Origin of the sequence: Enterococcus sp. S183_ASV_20 (genome assembly GCF_018919685.1) — a bacterium.
GTDB classification, from domain to species: Bacteria; Bacillota; Bacilli; order Lactobacillales; family Enterococcaceae; genus Enterococcus; species Enterococcus faecalis.
Genome location: NZ_JAHLRI010000015.1, coordinates 20,893 through 41,236 on the forward strand (window position 1 = coordinate 20,893; position 20,344 = coordinate 41,236).

A 20,344-nucleotide genomic window follows, 5' to 3' on the forward strand; every position below is an offset into this window, starting at 1 on the left:
CTGTTCCATAAATATTTGTCTAAACAGTTGAATTAATAGTACAATAGTCTAGTAAGATAGATCATTGAACGGGGTGAATAGGCGTGAAAAAGGGAATGTTAGCGTTTTTTGTCGGGCTAGCGGTTTTATCATTAACTGCTTGTCGGGAACCAAAAGAAAAGAAAGTGACCGCTTCAACGGAGGCATCCTCTAAAGTTGAAGAGACGAATGAAAAAACCAGTGAAACAATTGATAAGACAAACGAACAAGCGAGCAGCAGTGTCGAGTCTAACGAATCAGTGAAAAATGAAGAGCCGACAGCTGATGGAAACAATAGTCAGCTAACTGTAGCTGATTTAGATACTACAGCGATTAATGCTGGCGATTTTACTACTTTAGTTGGAACATGGAAAAATGGTAAAGGAGAGAGTTTGATCATTCATCCTGATGGTGGTACAAATACCGGAGGAATGATTACGAAGGATTCACCTACTGATGAGTCGCGACCAATTACAAGCTTAAGTATTAGGTGGGGGCCTACTGGTGCTGCGTTATTATTATATAAAATTGGTGTTGAAAATCCTAACGGCGACCAATCGGATAAGACGAAACCACGATTGTTAATTACTCAAGATAGTGGAAATTATCCTGCGGAAGAGTATTACTATCGTTCTTCTGAAGAGGAAAATCAAGACCAAAATGAAGAGGCAAAAATCATCGATACACAAGAAAAAGCAGAGACATATATTAGAAAGACACTGACTGATGCAGAAAATAATGATACGAACCTTGGATTTTTGGGTATGAATGGAAATGACTTCTTTTTTAGAGCCCAATCGAAACAGATGGTTGCAAATGGAGGGACAGGGACTGTCGGTTTTTACAGAGTATCACCACAAGGAGCAGTCAGAATAACGGATGCACGAGGCAACTAAAGATAGTCTCGTGGCAATCTATTTAATTCCTATAAAAGTAGCAAAATAAGAATGAAATGATCACAAAATCTTCACATTTATTTTGTAAGATATAAGCATATCAACAAACAACCTTAACAACACAAAACACTTTTTCATTTTTAACTCCTTTCCCGTCCTTACCCAAAGGGCGGGTCTTTTTTTGTGTAAAACTATTCGCTCAAGATACCAAAAAGCCAGCTTGTAGTAAGCTGGCTTTTAACTCTTTACATGTTGGCGCTTGTAGACACGAGATAATATTAAGGTGTTGGAACAGTTGGTGAATAGTTCGTTTTTCGACCATAAAGTTCTTGTGTCGCCGCCGAGATATACGCAGATGAATCTTTTCCTGGGAGGTTATACATTAGATAAATACCATATTGCTCCGCTTTTGTACGTTTAGCATATTGCGCAGCTAGATTTTGATTGACACCAACTTCAACGGCAGAAGCACCTAAACGAGAAGCAGGCATCCCCGCAATTTGTGGCGGATTCCAGGTACTATAATAAGGGTTCCAAGCATAATCAATTAAAGAACTCATTTGAGGATTAGCAGAAGAGTTCGCAGCCGCTGGTCCAATATTATAAAAAGTAATTAATTTATCATTGCCTAAGCGACTTCTTAAGGCTTGAAGTAACCAAATGAACGAAGAATTATTTGGTTGAGGCGTTCCATTTTTTCCGTATTCAGCATACTCATCATCAAAATCAATACCATCTAAATGATACGTATTAACGACTTGTTCTAATTGAGCTGCAAAGGCATCCGCACTTTCGTAAGTTGGGAAGTTAGCAAAGCCAGCGCCTTCATGGTTGCCTAAAATAGACAATAGGACTTTAGTGCCGCGTGCTTGAACTGGACGAATTTGTGTTTCAGCTTCGTTTAAAGTTTGTTGGACCCGTTCATTTAGATATAAGTAAGGTTTTTTATTGACCGTATCATAATTAATATTGGCTGCAAAAATAATCCCCATATCAAAAGCAGGTTGATTGGTTCCAGCTAAAGTATATTTTCCCACATTGTTAAAATCGTGGTTGTTTACTTCTACATACATGACTGTTTTAGGTGTAACAGTTGATGCTGCTTGTACTTCAAATGCAGGTAGTGCAAACAGTAACCCACCGACTAAAAGGATCAAACTTAAAAAAGTTGAAATAATCCCTGTTTTCTTGTTAAAAAAATGAGTGCTCAATTGATGCCCCATAACTTTCTCCTCCTATAAAATAAATATTATTTGTAAGCGCTAACAAAGATATGTTATCATTTTTATAATTTAAACACAAGAAGAAGAGAACAAAAGTGAGCAAATCCACAGAATATAAAAGCGTCCTTCGCAAAATGGTCTTGCGAAGGACGCTCTTTTACCAATCAAAGAGTAAGGCATAGCCTAAAGAAAGCAGCTCTCGACCAAAATTTTTGATATCTTTTGGAAAAGAAGAAGCCGCAGTGATGCCTGAAACATTTGAGATGCCTGCTCGCTTGGCTAAAAGTTGCGAGCGGTACATGTGAAAGTCACTAGTAACAATCACTAGCCGTTTAAAAGAAAGGAGTTTTTGTGAATTGACAATATTTTCTTTGGTGCGTGTGGCACGATTTTCTAAGAGAATCTGTTTTTCTGGAACACCCTTATTTAGCAAGTATTGTTTCATAACCGCGGCTTCCGTAGCCGGCTCATCTGCTCCTTGCCCTCCGCTAACAATAACGGGTGTCTCGGGGTGTTGTTTAATATAGGGGATAGCCACATCTAACCGAGCTTGCAAAACACGGCTGGGCAGTGCGGTTTCTTTAGACGTCCCTAAAACACGGGCCCCTAAAATTAAAATAGCATCTGGTTTATCGGTGGGTTGCGTATTTTTGCCAGTAAAAATAAGTAGACCTAAAATCAAAAGAATACAAAAGCCAAAACTGACAATGGATAAACTTGTTATTTTTAACCAATGCATGAAACATCCCTCCTTGTAATGTTAGTGTATACGAAGTACCATAGAAAAAGCGATAGAAAACAAAAGACTTATAAAAAAATCTATGTTTTAATAGAAACTTTTGAAGAGAGGGAGCGAGTGCATGCGTACAGAAGAAGAAATGTTTCAACTTATTATGGATGTAGCAAAACAAGAAGAACACATTCGAGCCGTGGGAATGGTGGGTTCTCGCACGAATGTGAAAGCGCCAAAAGATAGTTTTCAAGATTTCGACATTGTTTATATTGTAGAACCATGTGCTGAGTTTTTTGAAACAGCAACGTGGATAGCAAAATTTGGACAACCATTAATTATGCAACGTCCCAAGGAAATGACCTTATTTCCCACAGAACCGAAGACGCGGGAAACATTTTTAATGTTATTTGAAGATGGCCAACGTATCGATTTAACGTTGTGTCCTCTCGCAGAAAAAGATAATTGGCATGAAGGCGATTCTTTAGCAATTATCTTGTTAGACAAAGATGAAAGTTTGCCGCCTTTACCTGTAGCATCTGATAAAAATTATACAGTAACAGTTCCGAATCAGCAGCAGTTTAACGATTGTTGCAATGAATTTTGGTGGGTTAGTACGTATGTAGTTAAGGGGCTTTGTCGGAATGAACTATTTTACGCTGTCACACATCTCTATGAATATTGTCAGCAGGAACTGTTGCGCTTGCTTTCTTGGCAAGCGGCTTGGCAGGAACCGAAGCCAATTTCTGTTGGGAAACAATTTAAGTATCTGAGAAATTATGTCACTCCTGACACGATGGATCAATTAGCATCGTTGCTGGATTTTTCTAGTAAAGAAGCTTGTTGGAACAGCTTAATAAAGACACAAGCCTTTTTTGACGTCGTCGCTCAGGATTTTGCTAAAATGGCCCAGTTTACGTATCATTTACAAGAAGCAAAAAAAGTCACAGAGTATACAAATTCTTTAAGATTAAAGGATTTACAAGGAAAATAAGCTGAAAACAACATAAAAATAGTGTATAATTGAAAAAATTAATCTGCGAGAGAAAGGGAACCTTTTTTGATTGTAGATCACCGCAGTTGTTTGTTGCCTAGTCTCTAAGAAATAAACCTAAAATTATTGATATAAAGGATGAACAAATGAAAAAAGAAGAAATGCAAATGCGTAATACACGTCGTCAAAAATCAGGAAAAAATAATAAAAAGAAAGTAATTATTACTTCTTTGGTTGGACTAGCTCTGGTTGCTGGGGGCAGCTATGTTTATTTTCAAAGTCACTTTTTACCAACTACAAAAGTAAATGGAGTTTCTGTAGGCTGGTTAAATGTAAATGCAGCGGAAGAAAAATTAGCGCAAGTTAATCAAACCGAAGAAGTTGTGGTTAAAACGGGGACAAAAGAAGAAAAAATTCAACTTCCTAAAAAATACCAATTGGATCAAAAATTTTTAAAAGACCATTTACACAGTAGCAAGGTGAAGCTACCGTTAAACGAGGCATTCAAAAAAGAACTAGAAGCTAAATTAGCGACTTTAAGTTTTCCAGAGGGGAAACCAAGCAAAAATGCGAGTATTCGTCGAGGCAATGGCACTTTTGAAATTGTTCCCGAAGAACAAGGCACAGTAGTGGACACACAGCGCTTAAATCAGCAGATTATTGCGGATGTTGAAGCGGGAAAAGGCAACTATCAATACAATGCCAAAGATTTTTATAAAGCCCCTGAAATTACAAAAGAGGATCAAACGTTAAAGGCAACATTGACAACGCTCAATAACAAGTTAAATAAAACAATTACAGTTGATATTAATGGTGAAAAAGTAGCCTTTGATAAAACACAAATTCAAAACGTGCTGAATGATGATGGCACAATCAACAAAGAAAAACTAACTACTTGGGTGACACAATTAGAAACAACATATGGTTCTGCTAATCAACCAGTTTTATTTACAGATGTTCACGGTACGACACGTCGTTTTAAAAACAACGGAAGTTATGGCTGGTCGATTGATGGGGCCAAAACGCAAGAACTACTAGTAAACGCGCTGAATAGCCAAGAACAAACGAATGCAATCACTGCTCCGTTGGTTGGCGATACCAAAGAAAATAGTAAAATTGCCAATAATTACATTGAAATTGATTTAAAAGATCAAAAAATGTATTGTTTCATTGATGGCAAAAAAATAGTCACCACAGATGTCATTACTGGCAGATATAACAAAGGAACTGCAACAGTACCAGGATTCCATACAATTTTATATCGGACAACCGATGTGAATTTAGAAGGTCAAATGCTCGATGGTTCTCGATACAGTGTGCCAGTAAAATATTGGATGCCGTTATTAAGTCAAGGGGGCGTTGTCACACAAATTGGGATTCATGACTCTGACCATAAATTGGATAAGTATGGCGATAAAGAAGCCTTTAAAACCGATGCTGGTAGTAATGGCTGTATCAATACGCCAGGAACAGAAGTTTCAAAAATCTTTGATGTATCCTATGACGGAATGCCGGTAATTATTTACGGACATATCTATGATGATGCACCAGGTGAATTTGATAAACCTGTAGATTACGGCGAAGAAGTATAAAAAGAGATATTAGGCAAGACCGCACTTTGGTCCAACTATGTATCTGAAAAATAAAAATTGGAGACGTCAACCGTAACGACTGACGTCTCCAATTTTTTATTGACAAGCGTCATAACCCGCTCTATGATACAAACAGAACAAGCAATTTAAATTGGGGGAACGAAGATGCCATTTGTACATGTAGAATTAATTGAAGGCCGCACAGAAGAACAGTTAACTAATATGGTCAAAGATATTACAGAAGCTGTGTCAAAAAACGCTGGTGCACCAAAAGAGAATATCCATGTGATTGTCAATGAATTGAAAAAAGACCGCTATGCACAAGGCGGCGAATGGAAAAAATAAGTTTTCAGAGAATTTCTGTTGAATCACTTGCTTTTTCTGAAAATAAGTGGTTAAATAAGTGCATAAATGATTGATGAGAAAGACAACTGAACTTGCCCGCGATCTATTAGAGAGGAAAATCTTGGCTGAAAATTTTCCAGATTGGCACAAGGGATGACCACTTTCGAAACCTTTGTTGAAACAAAGGCGGTCGCACCGTTAACACGCTAGAGGAACACAGATTATTTGTGTTCAAAATTAGGTGGAACCACGATATTTTCGTCCTAGTATTCGTTAGAATACTAGGACTTTTTGTTTTTTAACAAGGGGAACAGGTGGCTGTTTCGTTTCATTGTGAAAAACAGGAACACAATGAAACGCTTCAAATCAAAAAAATTAAAAGGAGAGAATTTTATTATGTCTATTCACATTACTTTTCCAGATGGCGCTGTTAAACCGTTTGATTCTGGGGTTACAACATTTGATGTTGCTAAAAGTATTAGCAACAGTTTAGCCAAAAAAGCTTTAGCTGGTAAATTCAATGGTGTTTTAATCGATTTAGATCGTCCTATCGTAGAAGATGGTTCGCTTGAAATCGTGACACCTGATCATGAAGATGCTTTAGGAATTTTACGTCATTCATCAGCTCATTTAATGGCTAATGCCTTACGTCGTCTTTTCCCTAACATTAAATTTGGCGTAGGTCCTGCGATTGATTCTGGGTTCTACTATGATACAGATAATGGGGAATCCCCTGTGACAGCGGAAGATTTCCCTGCAATTGAAGCCGAAATGATGAAAATTGTGAAGGAAAATAACCCAATCGTTCGTAAAGAAATCTCACGTGCAGAAGCGTTAGAATTATTTGCTGATGATCCTTACAAAGTTGAATTAATTACAGATTTGCCAGAAGATGAAATCATCACTATCTATGATCAAGGCGATTTTGTCGATTTATGTCGTGGTGTTCACGTCCCTTCAACAGGACGGATTCAAGTCTTTAAATTACTTTCAGTAGCTGGTGCTTATTGGCGCGGAAACTCTGACAATCACATGATGCAACGGATTTATGGCACTGCCTTTTTCGATAAAAAAGATTTAAAAGAATTTATCAAAATGCGCGAGGAAGCCAAAGAACGTGACCACCGTAAATTAGGAAAAGAATTAGATTTATTTATGGTTTCACAAGAAGTTGGTTCAGGGTTACCTTTCTGGTTACCAAAAGGCGCAACCATTCGTCGTACAATTGAACGTTATATTGTGGACAAAGAAATTAGCTTAGGTTACCAACATGTGTATACACCAATTATGGCAGATGTGGAATTATACAAAACATCTGGTCACTGGGATCATTACCATGAAGATATGTTCCCACCAATGGATATGGGCGATGGCGAAATGCTGGTATTACGTCCAATGAACTGTCCACACCATATGATGGTTTATAAAAATGACATTCATAGTTACCGCGAATTGCCAATTCGAATCGCTGAATTAGGGATGATGCACCGCTATGAAAAATCTGGCGCATTATCAGGGTTACAACGTGTTCGTGAAATGACTTTAAACGATGGCCATACTTTTGTTCGTCCTGACCAAATTAAAGACGAATTTAAACGTACTTTGGAGTTAATGGTGGCAGTCTATGCTGACTTTAACATTACGGATTATCGTTTCCGCTTAAGCTATCGTGATCCAAATAATACAGACAAATATTTTGATGATGATGCGATGTGGGAAAAAGCGCAAGCGATGTTAAAAGCTGCCATGGATGAATTAGAATTAGATTACTTTGAAGCAGAAGGCGAAGCTGCCTTTTACGGTCCGAAGTTAGATGTTCAAGTAAAAACAGCTTTAGGAATGGAAGAAACATTATCAACCATCCAATTAGACTTCTTATTACCAGAACGTTTTGACTTAACTTATGTTGGCGAAGATGGTGAAAATACACATCGCCCAGTTGTTATCCACCGTGGTATTGTCTCAACAATGGAACGATTTGTGGCTTACTTAACAGAAGTTTACAAAGGCGCTTTCCCTACTTGGTTAGCACCAATTCAAGCAACTATTATCCCAGTTTCTGTAGAAGCGCATTCTGAGTATGCTTATGAAATCAAAGAACGTTTACAAGCACAAGGCTTACGTGTTGAAGTCGATGATCGTAACGAAAAAATGGGCTACAAAATTCGGGCCTCTCAAACACAAAAAGTACCTTATCAATTAGTGGTCGGGGACAAAGAAATGGAAGACGCAACGGTGAACGTCCGTCGTTATGGAAGCAAAGAAACGTCTGTCGAAGATTTATCAATTTTCATTGACAGCATGGCTGCTGAAGTTCACAATTACAGCCGTTAAAAAAAGAGAAAAAGTCAAAAGGACTTCTGAATTCAGAAGTCCTTTTGACTTTTTTCAACAACAAAATAATTAAATATTTCCTTAGAGCTGGGAATAATCCTGATTTTTTGACTATTTTTTGTTACAATGAGAATGCGAAACTTTTTAGTGAAGGGACTAGAGGTATGAAGAAAAACTCATTTATAGATAAAATAAAAAAAACAGATGCCGCAGCAAAGAGTCAACGAGGTAGAAAGCCACATATTCCTTTTCGATTGAACTTATTATTTTTTGTGATATTCACTTTATTTGTTTCATTAATTGTTCGTTTAGGGTATTTACAGATTGTAGAAGGAGAAGAGTTTAACAAAAAAATCACTGCCAATTCTTCACTACAAATCACGACACCATCCCCTCGAGGACAAATTTATGATTCACAAGGAAAAGTCTTGGTTTCTAACAAAGCCAATTTAGCAATCACATACACACGAGGAAAAAATATTGAAGGAAAAGATATTTTACCGATTGCGAATAAAGTTAATGAACTTATTAACGTTCCAGTTGATCCAAACTTAACGGATCGTGACAAAAAAGATTATTGGTTAGCGAATCCTGAAAATTTAAAAGCAGCCCAAGCCCGTTTAACCGATCAAGATAAAGAAGATGAAAAAGGCAACAAAATTACGGACGAAGGCACATTATATGCCAAAGCAGTTGAAAAAGTCACCCCCGAAGAAATTGCGTTTGATGACCGAACCTTACAAGCAGTAACGATTTTTAAACGAATGAATGCAGCGTCACAAATGAACACGGTCTTCATCAAGAATGAAGGGGTAACAGAAGGTGAAATTGCGACAATTGGTGAACACACAGCGGAAATATCTGGTGTTTCAACAGGGACTGATTGGACGCGTGATTATTCTCAAAGTGGTGCATTGCGTAGCCTGTTGGGCACCGTTTCAACTGAAAAACAAGGATTGCCAGCCGAAGAAGTCGATGAATATTTGAAAAAAGGCTATGCACGAAATGACCGTGTTGGAACTAGCTATTTAGAAAAACAATATGAAGACGTTCTACAAGGTAAAAAAGCAAAATCAGAAGTCGTTTTAGACAATAACGGAAAGATTGTTTCACAAACCCCAATTTCCAAAGGGGAAAAAGGCTCCAACTTAAAATTAACGATTGATTCAAATTTCCAAAACAAAGTTGATGAAATTTTACAACGAAACTATTCACAAATAGTCAAAACCATTGGACCATACTCAGAAAATGCGTATGTCGTTGCTATGAACCCTCAAACAGGTGCTATTTTAGCGATGTCCGGAGTTAGTCATGATTTACAGACAGGAGAAGTAACACCTAATCCTTTAGGGCCTATTTTAAACTTTGAGGTACCTGGATCTGTTGTGAAAGCAGGTACTTTAACAGCTGGTTATGAGGCGAAAGTATTACAAGGAAATGATACTCTATTAGATGAACCAATTATTTTAGCTGGTACAAATCCAAAAGCTTCTTGGTGGAATAGTGGTGGTCGTAATGCACAAATGCAATTAACTGCTGAACAAGCATTAGAGTACTCTTCTAATGCCTACATGATGAAAGTTGTGTTTAAACTAATGGGTGTAAATTACTATCCTAATATGGTCTTCCCGTATGAAATTGGCGATGACAAAGTTTTCAAAGAGCTAAGAAACGCTTATGCTGAATATGGAATGGGGATTAAGACAGGAATCGATTTACCTGGTGAAAGTCCTGGATATGTAAATAAAGATTTCAAAGATCCTGCTGAAGCGCCTAAAGGCGGAAATCTATTAGATTTATCATTTGGACAATATGATAACTACACACCATTACAATTAGCACAGTACGTTTCCACTGTCGCAAATAATGGTATCCGCGTACAACCCCATGTGGTAGAAGGCATCTATGGCAATGATGAAAATGGAGCTTTAGGAAAAATTTTGAAAGAAATCGAACCAAAAGTTTTGAATAAGGTGAATATTTCTGAAGACCAGATAGGAATTCTTCAACAAGGTTTCTATAATGTGGTAAATGGAACTAGTCAATTGACTACGGCACCAGGTTTAAAATCAGACAAGTTTTCGATTGCTGCTAAAACAGGGACCGCCGAAACGCAAGCAAAGGATGCTAACGGAGTTGTTCACACGACGGTTAATAGTAACTTGGTGGCTTATGCGCCTTACGAAAACCCTGAAATTGCAATTAGCGTTGTTTTACCACACTTAAATGACGAAGAATCAAAACCAAACCAAACGATTGCCAAAGAAGTTTTAGAAGCGTATATGGAAATGTACAAAAAATAAAATTTGTAAAGTAGAACTACTTTACAAATTTGCCCAAAAGGGTAGTCAAATGACAAAAAAAATGGTATGATATTCAAGTCTAAGAAATCTCTTGGAAAGATCAATTATTAGTAGGAGGGGAAAACATGCGCGTAAACATCACTTTAGAGTGTACTTCTTGTAAAGAACGTAACTACTTAACAAATAAAAATAAACGTAACAATCCTGATCGTTTAGAAAAACAAAAATATTGCCCACGTGAAAGAAAAGTTACTTTACACCGTGAAACTAAATAATTTATTTGAATATAGCCTAGAATCCTTGCTTTATAAGGGTTCTAGGCGCTTTTTTTGTTGTTAGGAATTTACTGATTTAGTTATTGATGTAGATTTGCTATTTTAAAAATTTACATAGCTACTGAAAGCATCTGTTGCTTCTTTAGTAACTTCATCAGAAACATGAGTGTAAGTATCCATAGTTATTTGTAAAGAAGAATGTCCTAAACGTTCTTGGATTATTTTAGACCTAACGTTATCTGATTCGAATAATAATGTTGCGTGGGTATGCCGAAAACCATGACAACCAATAGAATGTAAGTTAGCTTTTTCTGCCAATCTTTTAGAACGTTGGTAAATGTCTTGACTTCGGGACATGGTACCATCAATTTTTGTAAAAATGAGTTGTGTTTTAAATCCACCTTTTTTCATTAAAGCTTCATGCTGTCTAAGTTTCCATTTTTTTAAGATATAAGCAGTCTTGTTATCAAAAGAAATTTTACGAATAGAATTGGGAGTTTTAGGATCGTTTATAGTCAATCCATTTGTACTGATAGCAGTAGTTTTATTTATATTAACTACCTGCTTTTTTAAATCAATATCATTCCAATTCAATGCTAAAGCTTCACCAACACGTATACCAGTAAAAGAAAGTAAGCGAAAAATAGCACAGTCTAAGTCGGCATAGTATTTTAGAACTAAACTTTCTTCTTTGGCTTGATTGGCAATGCTATCAGCTGTATTTAAGAAATGTTCCAGTTCGTCTTTTGTATAGAACTTTCTTTTTGTATTCTTTTCTAATTTCTTTAGCGAACTAGGTTTAGTTATTTTCTTAAATGGGTTTGAGTCTATTATTTCTAAACCAACAGCATAGTCACAAACACGAGAAGCATAACTTAAAAGTACTTTTCCCATTTCATTCTTTTTATACCATTCATTAACAGATTTTTGCACGATCTTGACTGTTAAACGCTCAAGTCGCATTTTCCCGAATGTGGGTAAAATGTGTTTTTTCATACGTCGTTCAGTAGCTATGAATGTGGATTCCCTAACTGTTTTTTTGTATTCGTCCAACCACATATAATAAACTTCTTCAAAAGTGGTTAAACGAGTATGCTCGTTAGCTAGATTTCCATTATCAAAATCTAATTTTTTTTGATTAAGCTTGAGCTGTGCTTCTTTTTTTGTATTACAGTTTCTGATAGTGACATTAATTTGTTTTCCAGTTAAATAATCTACGCCTAAATAGGCAGTTACTTTCCAGTATTTTTTCCCTTTTTTTGTATATTGTTTAAAAGTTGCCATTGCTTATCCTTTCCACTTGGGCAAGCGAATAGAAGGAATGACAAATTTCTAGCACCTCCTTATTAGATTTTAAAGCCCCTAGCATGAATCGAACACGCTAGAACTCACCAGAGAGGGGGATAATAAAGCATATTTTTTTGTTAAGCAGTGCGCGTTACTTTTTATTCTCTAATTTTCTAATAGCTTTTTCTAAATCATTTATTTTTTTTATTAGCATATCTATTTTTTCATCTTTTTCATCATTGTTATTAGATTCATTACTTTTATTAAAATATTCAGTAATAGTAGAAGTTAACATGCCAACAAACCCAATTCCCACAATCATCAAAATGATTGCAGCAATTCTTCCTAATGGAGTAGTTGGAGAAATATCACCATACCCGACAGTTGTTGTTGTTACCAAAGCCCACCAAAACGCATCAATGTATGGAACGTTTTCTGCATATGAGTAAATCATTGCTGAAATAACAATGAGAACCGAGCTTAAATAAATCACGTTTAAAAATCCGTTAGTATTTAAAAATGATTTAGTGTTTCTTGTTAATTTGCCAACCACACCTATCGCTCTTGTTAGCTTTGCTAGTCTAGCTATTTTAGCTATTCGAAACAACCTAGCGATTCTAAAGAAAGAAAAAATAGCATCAAAAGGAATTATCGCGATCAGATCAAAAATATTTTCTTTAAAAAATTTGATTTTATTTTTTGAAATAAAAAATCTAACAATGTAATCAATTGTAAATGTGATTAAGATAATACTATCAATAACGTTAAATGGTGGATTACTAATATTAATAACATTTGAAAAATCAAGAATAACTAACGCGATTGAGATTAATGCTAAAACAACAATAGAGTAATTATAGAATTTTTGATTTATTTTCAATGAAGTTCTCTCACTCTCTAAATGAGGTTTAAGTCCGTGTTCCCAGCACGGACTTTTTTATTTCAAATAAACTTCTTGTCCCATTTTTAAGTTGTAATGAGCTATAACATTTGAGTAATTGTATTGTCCTTCATATTTTTCGATTAAGCTTCTAAACATATATTGTTCTGCTTCAGCTTCCATCTTAGAACGAAAAACAGGAATTTTATACAATGCCATTATATCCACATGTTCTTTTACATGCTTTAATTCGTGATATATTGCTTCTTCTTGTTCTGATGGTGTTAAATTTTGATTTACAAATATGATACCGTAGGTAGGGTCGAAACATGCGCGTTTGTTCAAAGTAGTAAAAACTAACTCCACATTATATTCTTCTACCAACTCTTTGATACTTTTCATATAAGCACAACCTTTGACTTATTTCCCGAATCTACCCTTTAAATATGCACGGATAACTTCTCTGTCATGATCATCAAGCGGTTCACCGTCAAAACTCATGACGTTATCCAGTACATCATCTAAATCGTCAGATGGTTTAGCACCAGCTTGGTTTGGATTTTCAGTACGACCTAATAAATAATCAACAGAAACATTAAAATAATTGGCTACAGCTTCAAGTTTATCCGAAGAAGGTGTTCGCTTATTCCATTGATAAATAGTATTTCGTCCAATATTTATTTCTTCTTCAAGCTGATAAATAGACACATCTCTATCTTTTGCTAGTTTTTTTATACGTTCCAAAAGGTTCATATGAAAACATTCTCCTTCTAGTTACGCGTTATTTACAAAAAAAGTTAGTAAAAATGTTTGACATTTACAATATTTGTTAGTAATATAATCACGTAAGCTAATTTATTAGCTAATAAGTTCTCAAATAAAACCTATAAACAAAACTTGAAAATCGTTGGGGAACGGTAAAAGTATTGTTTTAGAAGGCTTTTAAAGTCTTATTTAGCTATGGGTTCATTTTACAATATGTGTTAGAAAGTGTCAACGAATTTTATTAAATTAGCTAATTTTTTAGCTTACAAATTAAAAAGAAAGGAATGGAAGAAATGAAAATTGACGAAGCTGTTTCAAAAGCAATGAAAAAAGGAAAATATATTTACAGGGAGTCTGAAAATGACTGTTCAGCTCATGTAAATATACTTCCTACAAATACCTATGATTGTTGTCTATTACTACAAGAAAATAGTAATTCTGTTGGCAAACGGTGGAACCCTACAGCAAATGATTTAATGGCGAGTGACTGGGAAATACGTTAGTCAAGGCCCAGTGTTTTTGTAATAACTTTAGCTGCGATTTCACTCATTATGTCAATTGAGACACTTGCTAGTTTGGATGATATTTTTTTTGATTCCTTCCAAATTTTCGGATCTCGAATATTGTCCAAATATTTATGACCATCGAATGTAAGGGAAGAGATACATGTCATATAAGGTTTGTTAGATGCAAACTTAACATATCCTTTTATAAGTTGTGCATCGTCATCACCTAATTTGGAGACGGCATAATTAATTTCCTCTGAACTATATTTTTTTAGTAGATCTGATTTAAATATTTTATCACCAAAAGCCGGTTCATTGTACGGAAGGCTTTCGCTAAATAATAAAATATCACGAATACAATCATGAGACAGTTTCATATCATTCACCACCTTATCAGTTATTTCAGCAGACCACTTGCTGATAAGGAAATTATATCAAAAAAAGAAAGTGAGGTAATTAAATGTCACAAGATTTAGCTATTGAAGTAAGGGCAGCGCTAATTCGTGCAAAGAAAACTCAATCTTGGTTAGCGAAACAATTAGGGATTTCAAGTCCGTACTTATCTGATATTCTTCATGGTCGTAGACGTTCAGAAGAGCAAGTTCGGAATATCAAAAAAATATTAGATATTAGATAGGAGGTGTAGGTAAAAGTGGAAGAAGCGATTATCAAAGTTGACTTACAAAACTTAAAGAAGTTGATCAAACAAGCAAAGGAGCAAGCTGACCAACTTCAAAAAACTTTAGATGAGATAAATAAAACTAAAATCCTAATTTCTTAGCTACCCATTCTGATCCAGCAGCAGACTTCATATCTTCCCACGAATCGAAGTTTGTGTTTGAGCTAATGAAATTATCTAATTTATTGTCATCTATTGATTCCATATCAGAGAAATCAAATCCGGATTTTTCAATAAACTCATCAATATTAGAGAATTTAGTATTTTCAATCATAAATTTTTTAGTGAATAGTTTATCGAATGGTACAGAATGTTCGTCATCTAAAGACTCGCCATTTTTAGCAAATTGATTTAGCTCATGTTGTAATTCGTCAAATCCATTTAATTCGAATTTCATAATATTTCACCTCGCTTTCAAATTCATTTTACCAAGAGGTGAATTGTAAAACAATCAGTATAGGAGGTGATAGCAATGGAAGTGATTTTAACTCCAGAAAATGAAGCTTCTCTAAGAGATTTTGTACACGGAATTATTGTTGATGAAATAGAAAAAGCACGAAGAGATACCGCAGTTGATAAGCGAGTCTTAAATCAAACAGAGATTGCAAAATATTTCAATGTTTCCACAACAACAATAAGGGAATGGGAGAAGCTAGGTCTTCCACATGGATCAGTAAGTAAACAAGGGAAGTTCTACGACAAAGAAGGGTGTCGGAGATGGCTTCTATCACAAAAAAGATAAATCTTGGGCAAGCGAAATCAAGGGAGGAAATAAATATGAAAAAAATATATCACTTAAGACGTATGGCGGCACTGTTGGTTGTATTCGGACTAGGTCTATTGGTAGGTGGCAATATTGGCCCATTAATCCAAAACATATATATAGCAGCTTTTATCATTTGGTTGCTCTACTACGATTTAGCGTTGGAAGATCGAGAAGAAAAAAAACAAAAATAAAGACCCACTTCGACGGCCATCAAAGTAGGTCAGTTACAAATATCAAATTCAAGGAGAGTGTACCACATGAATAGAAAAATTGAAAGAATGATTATTGAACTTGAAAAAGAATGTAAGGCACAGAATGTTGAACTTCTTTTATGTGCTACAAATTTTGAAACAGGCCAAGGAAGTACTGCGTTTTGTGGTTCAGTTATCGGTTTAGCTATACTCTTGCAAAAACTTGTAGGTGATCTAAAAGAGCAATTAAGTATAAGCGAATCTTGTGATTGTCCAGAATGTGTAGCAGAAAAAGCCGAAGATGCTGCAAATGAAAAATCTATGGATGAACTACTAACTGCATTTTTACGAGGTGAACTGCAATGATTGAAGTAAGAGGTTTAAGTGATGATGTTTACGAATTAATGTTAGCGAATGCTCAAAATAGGATTATTCAATCAATTCGAACTGCAGCAGCAAATGGTAATACAAGTTGCGTAGTGAATAGTAAAGGTCTTACATCAACGTTTTTATCTCAATTAGAAACAGAAGGATTTGATCACGTTGAACTTGAAGAAAACAAAACGAAAATATTTTGGGAGTGGTGAAAATGCCTGAATTTGATTCATTAGGGGCTAGACAAGAACCTCCAGAAGAAAAAGAAGCATTAGAGCCAACATGGGAATATGACGAAGAAGAGGAGAATGACAATGAGTAACGATTTAACACAAATAACACAACGATCTTTAGATGAACAAGTCATCGGAAATTTGAATAGATTGCAAGAGCAGGGATTAGAAATGCCACCAGGTTATAGTCCACAGAATGCATTGAAAAGTGCTTTCTTTGAACTAACCAACAATTCAGGAGGAAACCTTCTTCAGTTGGCAGCTAACAATCCAGAAACTAAAACATCTATTTCTAACGCCTTGCTTGATATGGTCATCCAAGGATTATCGCCAGCTAAAAAACAATGTTATTTCATCAAATATGGAAATAAAGTTCAGCTTATGCGCTCATATTTCGGAACCATGGCTGTATTAGATCGAGTAACTGGAGGGGCAGATATCACGCCTGTTGTAGTAAGAGAAGGCGATGTATTTGAAATTGCTATGGATGGTCCCGACTTAGTTGTTGCTAAACATGAAACGGCCTTCGAAAACCTAGACAACGACATTAAGGCTGCTTATGTGGTTATTAAGCTAGCAAATGGTAAAGAAGTAACAACCGTCATGACAAAGAAACAAATTGATAAGTCATGGAGCAAAGCAAAAACAAAAAATGTTCAGAATGATTTTCCAGAAGAAATGGCAAAAAGAACTGTCATCAATCGAGCTGCTAAATATTTAATCAATACTAGTAACGATAATGATTTATTTGTGCAAGCCGCTAAAGACACACTCGAAAATGAATTCGAACGAAAAGATGTAACACCAGAGCGAGAAGAGCAAGCTGCGGTACTTGAAGAAAAACTATTTTCCAACAATATAAAAGCTGTTGATCAAGAAAACGAGAATGAACGAATTACACGTGTAGCTGACGTACCAGAGCAACCCGATATTGAACAAGCCAAACCAATTGAAAAAGATAATTTAACGAAAGTAGCTGACCAAATTTTAGAAGAACCAGTTCAAGAAACTTTAGATGTGATGGCTGGTTATGAAACCAATCAGAAAGAGAGTGAAGCTGATGTCTCAACGATTGAAGAAGACGATTATCCTTTCTGATGAAAATTATTATTCACAAGAAGCGGACCTAGCTTATATGTCTGTCTCTCAATATAAAAAATTTCTTGAATGTGAAGCTGCAGCTCTTGCCAAGTTAAAAGGCGAATGGACACCAGAAAACGATCCTAAAGCATTGCTAGTTGGTAATTATGTTCATTCTTACTTTGAATCACCAGAAATTCATGAAGCATTTAAAGAAGAAAATAAAAGCAAGATGTTTTCTTCAAGAAAACCGTTTGGCCTACTGAAAGATTTCCAAATTGCGGAGCAGATGATTGAAAGATTAAAACAAGAAGAAGCCTTTTTAAATATTTATCAAGGTGAAAAAGAAGTGATCGTCACAGGTGAAATTGGTGGTGCAATGTGGAAAGGGAAAATTGATTGTTTTAATTTAGAAGAAAAGTATTTTGTAGACATCAAAACAACCAAAGATATGCATGAGAAGAAATGGGATGAACGTTTAAACAGAAAAGCAAACTTCATTGAACGCTTCGGTTACGTGTTACAAATGGCTGTTTATTGCGAACTGCTTCGGCAACAATATGACAAAATTTTTCTTCCTCTCATTGCAGCCGTTTCGAAACAAACACCTAGTGAAGCAAAACTAATCACTCTTAGCGAAGAAAAAATGATTTACGAATTAGAAGAATTAAAAGAAAACATCGAGCATGTTGTGCGAGTGAAAAACGGCGAAGAAGAACCAGTTAGTTGTGGGATTTGTGAATATTGTAGAGGACACAACAAAATTACAAATTTTACCAGTATGGACGATTTATAAAAGGAGGCGAGCAGGTTGGCCATTGGAGGTTGGATAAAACTTTATAGGACCATTCAAGATCACTGGATTTGGGAAAATCCTCAATACCTTAAATGGTGGCTTGATTTAATATTCATGGCCAATCACCAAGACAGAAAGATTCTTTTTGATGGAGAGTTAAAAACGGTGAAAGTCGGAGAAAGAATTACATCCGAAAAAAAACTTTCTGAAAGGTGGGAAGTAAGCCGAAACACCGTCAGAAAATTTTTAGATTTGCTTGTTAAAGATGACATGATTGAATTAAGCAGAAGTAGACAAAACGGGACATGGTACAAAGTCAGTAACTACGCAGAATATCAAAACTTTTCTGAAATAAAAAAACAACGAACTGAACAACGAAGGGAACAACAAGCTGCACATCAAACTGAACAACGAACTGAACATAAACAAGAACCTAAAGAACCTAAGAACCTAAGAAATAATAATAATAACAATAAAGGGGCGTTCATTCGTTCAATTTGGGAAAATAACGGATTTGGATTGATGTCGTCTAAAACCATGACCGATTTTGATTATTGGATTTCTGATTTTGAAAAAATCGGAGCTAGTCAAAAAGAAGCTGAACAATTAATTGTTAAAGCTATTGAAATTGCTATTGATGCAAACGCAAGAAACTATAACTATATCAATGCCATATTGAAAGATTGGGAACAAAGAGGGTTCAAATCTGTTGAGGAACGAGAAGCGGCAAGGAAGCAAAAGAAAACAACCAAAAAACAGAAATCAAACACAGGTCATTCTGATTACGATGATCTTGGATTTTAGGAAGTGAAAGAATGCAGTCAGCATCAGATGGATTTTCAAAAATGATTAAAACGTTGCTTTATATCACGCCTGATCCATGTCCAGAGTGCGGAGGAAATCTTTATGCTTGGCGTGCAAAAAACAAAGATGGGTCCGATAGGTGTCCGCCAACTTGCATGGAATGTGGCTATAAAGCACGCAAAAAAGCAGAAGACCTTGAAACAGAGAAAATGTTTAACGATAGTTTGAAAGCCAGAGCGATTAATTATCTGAAATATAGTTCGCTTTACACCGACAAAAATTTAATTAATTGTCGTTTTAAAACTTACAAAACAGTAGACACAGAAACTAAGCTTGCTTTTGAAATTGCAAATCGAGCCACAACTGAAATTCTTTTGAATAAACCAATTCATATGATTCTTTCAGGCAAAAGTGGTGTTGGAAAAAGTCATTTAGCTATGTCAACGGCTTGGGAAGTGTTGGAGAAATCAAACTATGATAAACGCTGCTTATTTATTAGCTATGCGGAACTCTTAGAACAACTAAAATTTGCGATGAATGATGAGCAAGCCAGAAAAGAGATAACAGGTAGTTTGATGGCAGAAATCAAAAGCGCAGATTTAGTAGTTCTGGACGATTTAGGAGCCGAGTTGGGAGTTAAACAAATTGATGATAGGAATAAAAGTACTAACTTCAATAACGACACCTTGAATCGCATTGTAGAAGCTCGGCAGAATAAAGCAACTATTTTTACTACGAACTTAACTGGTAAAGAAATGAGTCAAGCTTATGGGGAGAGAATTCTTTCTCGTATCATGAGTAATTCACAAGGTTTTGTGATGAAAATTGAAGGGACATCAGACAAACGAGTAGCAGGCATCTAAAATGTTATTTTTAGCGAATATATTCAGCGTAGAGCGGTTTTACAATCAAGTGAATATAAATAGATACAAAGAAAGAAAAACGGATTAAAACGCATTTTAAAGCCTTAAAAACAAATCGATAGAAAGGGGAATCATTCAATGCCGTATGTAGTGAAAATTTCAGCCTATCTTGGCAAAGATGGTCGACCTGTAGCCAATTTAAAAGATGCTGTGCTATTTGAGCAAAAAGAGACAGCAGCTATTGCAACAATCGTATCTGGCGGAACCGTTTCAGAAGTAAAGGAAGCCATTATAATACCAGAAAAACCAAAGAAACATATAGGGAAATCTATTAAACGGATTGATAAGAAGGAACCGACCGAAAAAGCTACCAAAAGTAATCAAGCCTGGATGAAAGGGGCTAAATAAG

General features: G+C 35.7%; 27 protein-coding genes. 19 read left to right on the forward strand and 8 right to left on the reverse strand.

Annotated elements, in window-relative coordinates; translation table 11 throughout:
* Positions 1-83: 83 nt before the first annotated feature.
* Positions 84-914 carry a DUF6287 domain-containing protein gene (locus tag KQI94_RS07295; protein ID WP_002368769.1) on the forward strand — a complete coding sequence of 277 codons (831 nt, stop codon included), beginning with the start codon at positions 84-86 and terminating at the stop codon, positions 912-914.
* 278 nt (positions 915-1,192) lie between these two features.
* Here the strand turns inward: KQI94_RS07295 and KQI94_RS07300 are convergent, their stop codons facing one another.
* Both KQI94_RS07300 and KQI94_RS07305 read right to left on the reverse strand, forming a co-directional pair.
* On the reverse strand, positions 1,193-2,137 hold the full coding sequence (locus KQI94_RS07300) for an endo-beta-N-acetylglucosaminidase (protein ID WP_002389875.1): 945 nt from the start codon (positions 2,135-2,137) through the stop codon (positions 1,193-1,195).
* A gap of 157 nt (positions 2,138-2,294) precedes the next feature.
* A complete protein-coding gene (locus KQI94_RS07305) occupies positions 2,295-2,876 on the reverse strand; it encodes a YdcF family protein (protein ID WP_002359392.1) in 582 nt (193 codons plus the stop codon).
* A 121-nt stretch (positions 2,877-2,997) separates the two neighbouring features.
* Between KQI94_RS07305 and KQI94_RS07310 the strand changes: the two genes are divergently transcribed.
* The 6 genes from KQI94_RS07310 (at position 2,998) to rpmG (ending at position 10,710) form a co-directional block, all read left to right on the forward strand.
* Positions 2,998-3,861, forward strand: a complete 864-nt coding sequence (locus tag KQI94_RS07310; protein ID WP_002368771.1) for an aminoglycoside 6-adenylyltransferase — start codon at positions 2,998-3,000, stop codon at positions 3,859-3,861.
* A 146-nt stretch (positions 3,862-4,007) separates the two neighbouring features.
* On the forward strand, positions 4,008-5,453 hold the full coding sequence (locus KQI94_RS07315) for a L,D-transpeptidase family protein (protein WP_002368773.1): 1,446 nt from the start codon (positions 4,008-4,010) through the stop codon (positions 5,451-5,453).
* Positions 5,454-5,618: 165 nt separating this feature from the next.
* The gene (locus KQI94_RS07320) at positions 5,619-5,798 is read left to right on the forward strand and encodes a 2-hydroxymuconate tautomerase (protein ID WP_002356318.1); all 180 of its coding nucleotides are present in this window, start codon (positions 5,619-5,621) and stop codon (positions 5,796-5,798) included.
* Positions 5,799-6,194: 396 nt separating this feature from the next.
* A complete protein-coding gene (thrS, locus tag KQI94_RS07325) occupies positions 6,195-8,132 on the forward strand; it encodes a threonine--tRNA ligase (RefSeq protein WP_002368775.1) in 1,938 nt (645 codons plus the stop codon).
* A gap of 164 nt (positions 8,133-8,296) precedes the next feature.
* Complete coding sequence (locus KQI94_RS07330; RefSeq protein WP_024041710.1) at positions 8,297-10,435, forward strand: penicillin-binding transpeptidase domain-containing protein; 2,139 nt, start codon at positions 8,297-8,299, stop codon at positions 10,433-10,435.
* A 125-nt stretch (positions 10,436-10,560) separates the two neighbouring features.
* Complete coding sequence (gene rpmG / locus KQI94_RS07335) at positions 10,561-10,710, forward strand: 50S ribosomal protein L33 (RefSeq protein ID WP_002356321.1); 150 nt, start codon at positions 10,561-10,563, stop codon at positions 10,708-10,710.
* A 102-nt stretch (positions 10,711-10,812) separates the two neighbouring features.
* Here rpmG and KQI94_RS07340 read toward each other — a convergent pair whose 3' ends face one another.
* The 4 genes from KQI94_RS07340 to KQI94_RS07355 form a co-directional block, all read right to left on the reverse strand.
* Entirely contained in the window at positions 10,813-11,994 is a 1,182-nt protein-coding gene (locus KQI94_RS07340) for a site-specific integrase (RefSeq protein ID WP_010774242.1), read from the reverse strand.
* A gap of 154 nt (positions 11,995-12,148) precedes the next feature.
* Complete coding sequence (locus KQI94_RS07345; protein WP_002385631.1) at positions 12,149-12,877, reverse strand: potassium channel family protein; 729 nt, start codon at positions 12,875-12,877, stop codon at positions 12,149-12,151.
* A 57-nt stretch (positions 12,878-12,934) separates the two neighbouring features.
* On the reverse strand, positions 12,935-13,279 hold the full coding sequence (locus KQI94_RS07350) for an ImmA/IrrE family metallo-endopeptidase (protein ID WP_002385632.1): 345 nt from the start codon (positions 13,277-13,279) through the stop codon (positions 12,935-12,937).
* Positions 13,280-13,297: 18 nt separating this feature from the next.
* Positions 13,298-13,630 carry a helix-turn-helix transcriptional regulator gene (locus KQI94_RS07355; protein ID WP_002385633.1) on the reverse strand — a complete coding sequence of 111 codons (333 nt, stop codon included), beginning with the start codon at positions 13,628-13,630 and terminating at the stop codon, positions 13,298-13,300.
* A 305-nt stretch (positions 13,631-13,935) separates the two neighbouring features.
* On the opposite strand from KQI94_RS07355, the gene KQI94_RS07360 reads away from it, so the two are divergent.
* The gene (locus KQI94_RS07360) at positions 13,936-14,145 is read left to right on the forward strand and encodes an MW1434 family type I TA system toxin (protein WP_002415277.1); all 210 of its coding nucleotides are present in this window, start codon (positions 13,936-13,938) and stop codon (positions 14,143-14,145) included.
* Here KQI94_RS07360 and KQI94_RS07365 read toward each other — a convergent pair.
* A complete protein-coding gene (locus KQI94_RS07365) occupies positions 14,142-14,525 on the reverse strand; it encodes a DUF2513 domain-containing protein (protein ID WP_002385635.1) in 384 nt (127 codons plus the stop codon). The two genes, KQI94_RS07360 and KQI94_RS07365, sit on opposite strands and share 4 nt — an antisense overlap.
* 83 nt (positions 14,526-14,608) lie before the next feature.
* Between KQI94_RS07365 and KQI94_RS07370 the strand changes: the two genes are divergently transcribed.
* The gene (locus KQI94_RS07370; protein ID WP_002385636.1) at positions 14,609-14,785 is read left to right on the forward strand and encodes a helix-turn-helix transcriptional regulator; all 177 of its coding nucleotides are present in this window, start codon (positions 14,609-14,611) and stop codon (positions 14,783-14,785) included.
* A gap of 15 nt (positions 14,786-14,800) precedes the next feature.
* Positions 14,801-14,929: a hypothetical protein gene (locus tag KQI94_RS16720; RefSeq protein WP_002385637.1), complete on the forward strand. Its 129-nt coding sequence runs from the start codon at positions 14,801-14,803 to the stop codon at positions 14,927-14,929.
* Here KQI94_RS16720 and KQI94_RS07375 read toward each other — a convergent pair.
* A complete protein-coding gene (locus KQI94_RS07375; RefSeq protein WP_002385638.1) occupies positions 14,910-15,224 on the reverse strand; it encodes a hypothetical protein in 315 nt (104 codons plus the stop codon). The genes KQI94_RS16720 and KQI94_RS07375 overlap by 20 nt on opposite strands.
* Positions 15,225-15,299: 75 nt before the next feature.
* Between KQI94_RS07375 and KQI94_RS07380 the strand changes: the two genes are divergently transcribed.
* The 9 genes from KQI94_RS07380 (at position 15,300) to KQI94_RS07420 (ending at position 20,343) form a co-directional block, all read left to right on the forward strand.
* Positions 15,300-15,569, forward strand: coding sequence for a hypothetical protein (locus KQI94_RS07380; RefSeq protein WP_002385641.1), 270 nt, complete (start codon positions 15,300-15,302; stop codon positions 15,567-15,569).
* Between the two features lie 35 nt (positions 15,570-15,604).
* The gene (locus KQI94_RS07385; protein WP_010785685.1) at positions 15,605-15,784 is read left to right on the forward strand and encodes a hypothetical protein; all 180 of its coding nucleotides are present in this window, start codon (positions 15,605-15,607) and stop codon (positions 15,782-15,784) included.
* Positions 15,785-15,850: 66 nt separating this feature from the next.
* Positions 15,851-16,150: a hypothetical protein gene (locus KQI94_RS07390; protein WP_002385643.1), complete on the forward strand. Its 300-nt coding sequence runs from the start codon at positions 15,851-15,853 to the stop codon at positions 16,148-16,150.
* Positions 16,147-16,371 (forward strand): hypothetical protein, encoded by a 225-nt coding sequence (locus KQI94_RS07395; protein WP_002370012.1) that lies wholly within the window; start codon positions 16,147-16,149, stop codon positions 16,369-16,371. Before KQI94_RS07390 ends, KQI94_RS07395 begins: the two co-directional genes overlap by 4 nt.
* Before the next feature lie 102 nt (positions 16,372-16,473).
* Positions 16,474-17,490, forward strand: a complete 1,017-nt coding sequence (locus KQI94_RS07400; protein WP_002393794.1) for a RecT family recombinase — start codon at positions 16,474-16,476, stop codon at positions 17,488-17,490.
* Positions 17,453-18,268, forward strand: a complete 816-nt coding sequence (locus tag KQI94_RS07405; RefSeq protein WP_216454350.1) for a PD-(D/E)XK nuclease-like domain-containing protein — start codon at positions 17,453-17,455, stop codon at positions 18,266-18,268. The genes KQI94_RS07400 and KQI94_RS07405 overlap by 38 nt, the downstream gene beginning before the upstream one ends.
* 15 nt (positions 18,269-18,283) lie before the next feature.
* A complete protein-coding gene (locus tag KQI94_RS07410; RefSeq protein WP_010714108.1) occupies positions 18,284-19,072 on the forward strand; it encodes a DnaD domain protein in 789 nt (262 codons plus the stop codon).
* 11 nt (positions 19,073-19,083) lie between these two features.
* Entirely contained in the window at positions 19,084-19,935 is an 852-nt protein-coding gene (locus KQI94_RS07415; protein ID WP_002370005.1) for an ATP-binding protein, read from the forward strand.
* Between the two features lie 138 nt (positions 19,936-20,073).
* On the forward strand, positions 20,074-20,343 hold the full coding sequence (locus tag KQI94_RS07420; protein ID WP_002393796.1) for a hypothetical protein: 270 nt from the start codon (positions 20,074-20,076) through the stop codon (positions 20,341-20,343).
* The last annotated feature ends 1 nt before the right edge of the window (position 20,344 follow it).

Excerpts from the sequence above, each read along its gene's own strand:
- KQI94_RS07300 (WP_002389875.1), bottom strand. The coding sequence starts at position 2,137 with ATGGGGCATCAATTGAGCACTCATTTTTTTAACAAGAAAACAGGGATT.
- KQI94_RS07305 (WP_002359392.1), bottom strand. The coding sequence starts at position 2,876 with ATGCATTGGTTAAAAATAACAAGTTTATCCATTGTCAGTTTTGGCTTT.
- KQI94_RS07310 (WP_002368771.1), top strand. The coding sequence starts at position 2,998 with ATGCGTACAGAAGAAGAAATGTTTCAACTTATTATGGATGTAGCAAAA.
- KQI94_RS07315 (WP_002368773.1), top strand. The coding sequence starts at position 4,008 with ATGAAAAAAGAAGAAATGCAAATGCGTAATACACGTCGTCAAAAATCA.
- KQI94_RS07320 (WP_002356318.1), top strand. The coding sequence starts at position 5,619 with ATGCCATTTGTACATGTAGAATTAATTGAAGGCCGCACAGAAGAACAG.
- thrS (WP_002368775.1), top strand. The coding sequence starts at position 6,195 with ATGTCTATTCACATTACTTTTCCAGATGGCGCTGTTAAACCGTTTGAT.
- KQI94_RS07330 (WP_024041710.1), top strand. The coding sequence starts at position 8,297 with ATGAAGAAAAACTCATTTATAGATAAAATAAAAAAAACAGATGCCGCA.
- rpmG (WP_002356321.1), top strand. The coding sequence starts at position 10,561 with ATGCGCGTAAACATCACTTTAGAGTGTACTTCTTGTAAAGAACGTAAC.
- KQI94_RS07340 (WP_010774242.1), bottom strand. The coding sequence starts at position 11,994 with ATGGCAACTTTTAAACAATATACAAAAAAAGGGAAAAAATACTGGAAA.
- KQI94_RS07350 (WP_002385632.1), bottom strand. The coding sequence starts at position 13,279 with ATGAAAAGTATCAAAGAGTTGGTAGAAGAATATAATGTGGAGTTAGTT.
- KQI94_RS07355 (WP_002385633.1), bottom strand. The coding sequence starts at position 13,630 with ATGAACCTTTTGGAACGTATAAAAAAACTAGCAAAAGATAGAGATGTG.
- KQI94_RS07360 (WP_002415277.1), top strand. The coding sequence starts at position 13,936 with ATGAAAATTGACGAAGCTGTTTCAAAAGCAATGAAAAAAGGAAAATAT.
- KQI94_RS07365 (WP_002385635.1), bottom strand. The coding sequence starts at position 14,525 with ATGAAACTGTCTCATGATTGTATTCGTGATATTTTATTATTTAGCGAA.
- KQI94_RS07370 (WP_002385636.1), top strand. The coding sequence starts at position 14,609 with ATGTCACAAGATTTAGCTATTGAAGTAAGGGCAGCGCTAATTCGTGCA.
- KQI94_RS07375 (WP_002385638.1), bottom strand. The coding sequence starts at position 15,224 with ATGAAATTCGAATTAAATGGATTTGACGAATTACAACATGAGCTAAAT.
- KQI94_RS07380 (WP_002385641.1), top strand. The coding sequence starts at position 15,300 with ATGGAAGTGATTTTAACTCCAGAAAATGAAGCTTCTCTAAGAGATTTT.
- KQI94_RS07385 (WP_010785685.1), top strand. The coding sequence starts at position 15,605 with ATGAAAAAAATATATCACTTAAGACGTATGGCGGCACTGTTGGTTGTA.
- KQI94_RS07390 (WP_002385643.1), top strand. The coding sequence starts at position 15,851 with ATGAATAGAAAAATTGAAAGAATGATTATTGAACTTGAAAAAGAATGT.
- KQI94_RS07395 (WP_002370012.1), top strand. The coding sequence starts at position 16,147 with ATGATTGAAGTAAGAGGTTTAAGTGATGATGTTTACGAATTAATGTTA.
- KQI94_RS07400 (WP_002393794.1), top strand. The coding sequence starts at position 16,474 with ATGAGTAACGATTTAACACAAATAACACAACGATCTTTAGATGAACAA.
- KQI94_RS07405 (WP_216454350.1), top strand. The coding sequence starts at position 17,453 with ATGTCTCAACGATTGAAGAAGACGATTATCCTTTCTGATGAAAATTAT.
- KQI94_RS07415 (WP_002370005.1), top strand. The coding sequence starts at position 19,084 with ATGCAGTCAGCATCAGATGGATTTTCAAAAATGATTAAAACGTTGCTT.
- KQI94_RS07420 (WP_002393796.1), top strand. The coding sequence starts at position 20,074 with ATGCCGTATGTAGTGAAAATTTCAGCCTATCTTGGCAAAGATGGTCGA.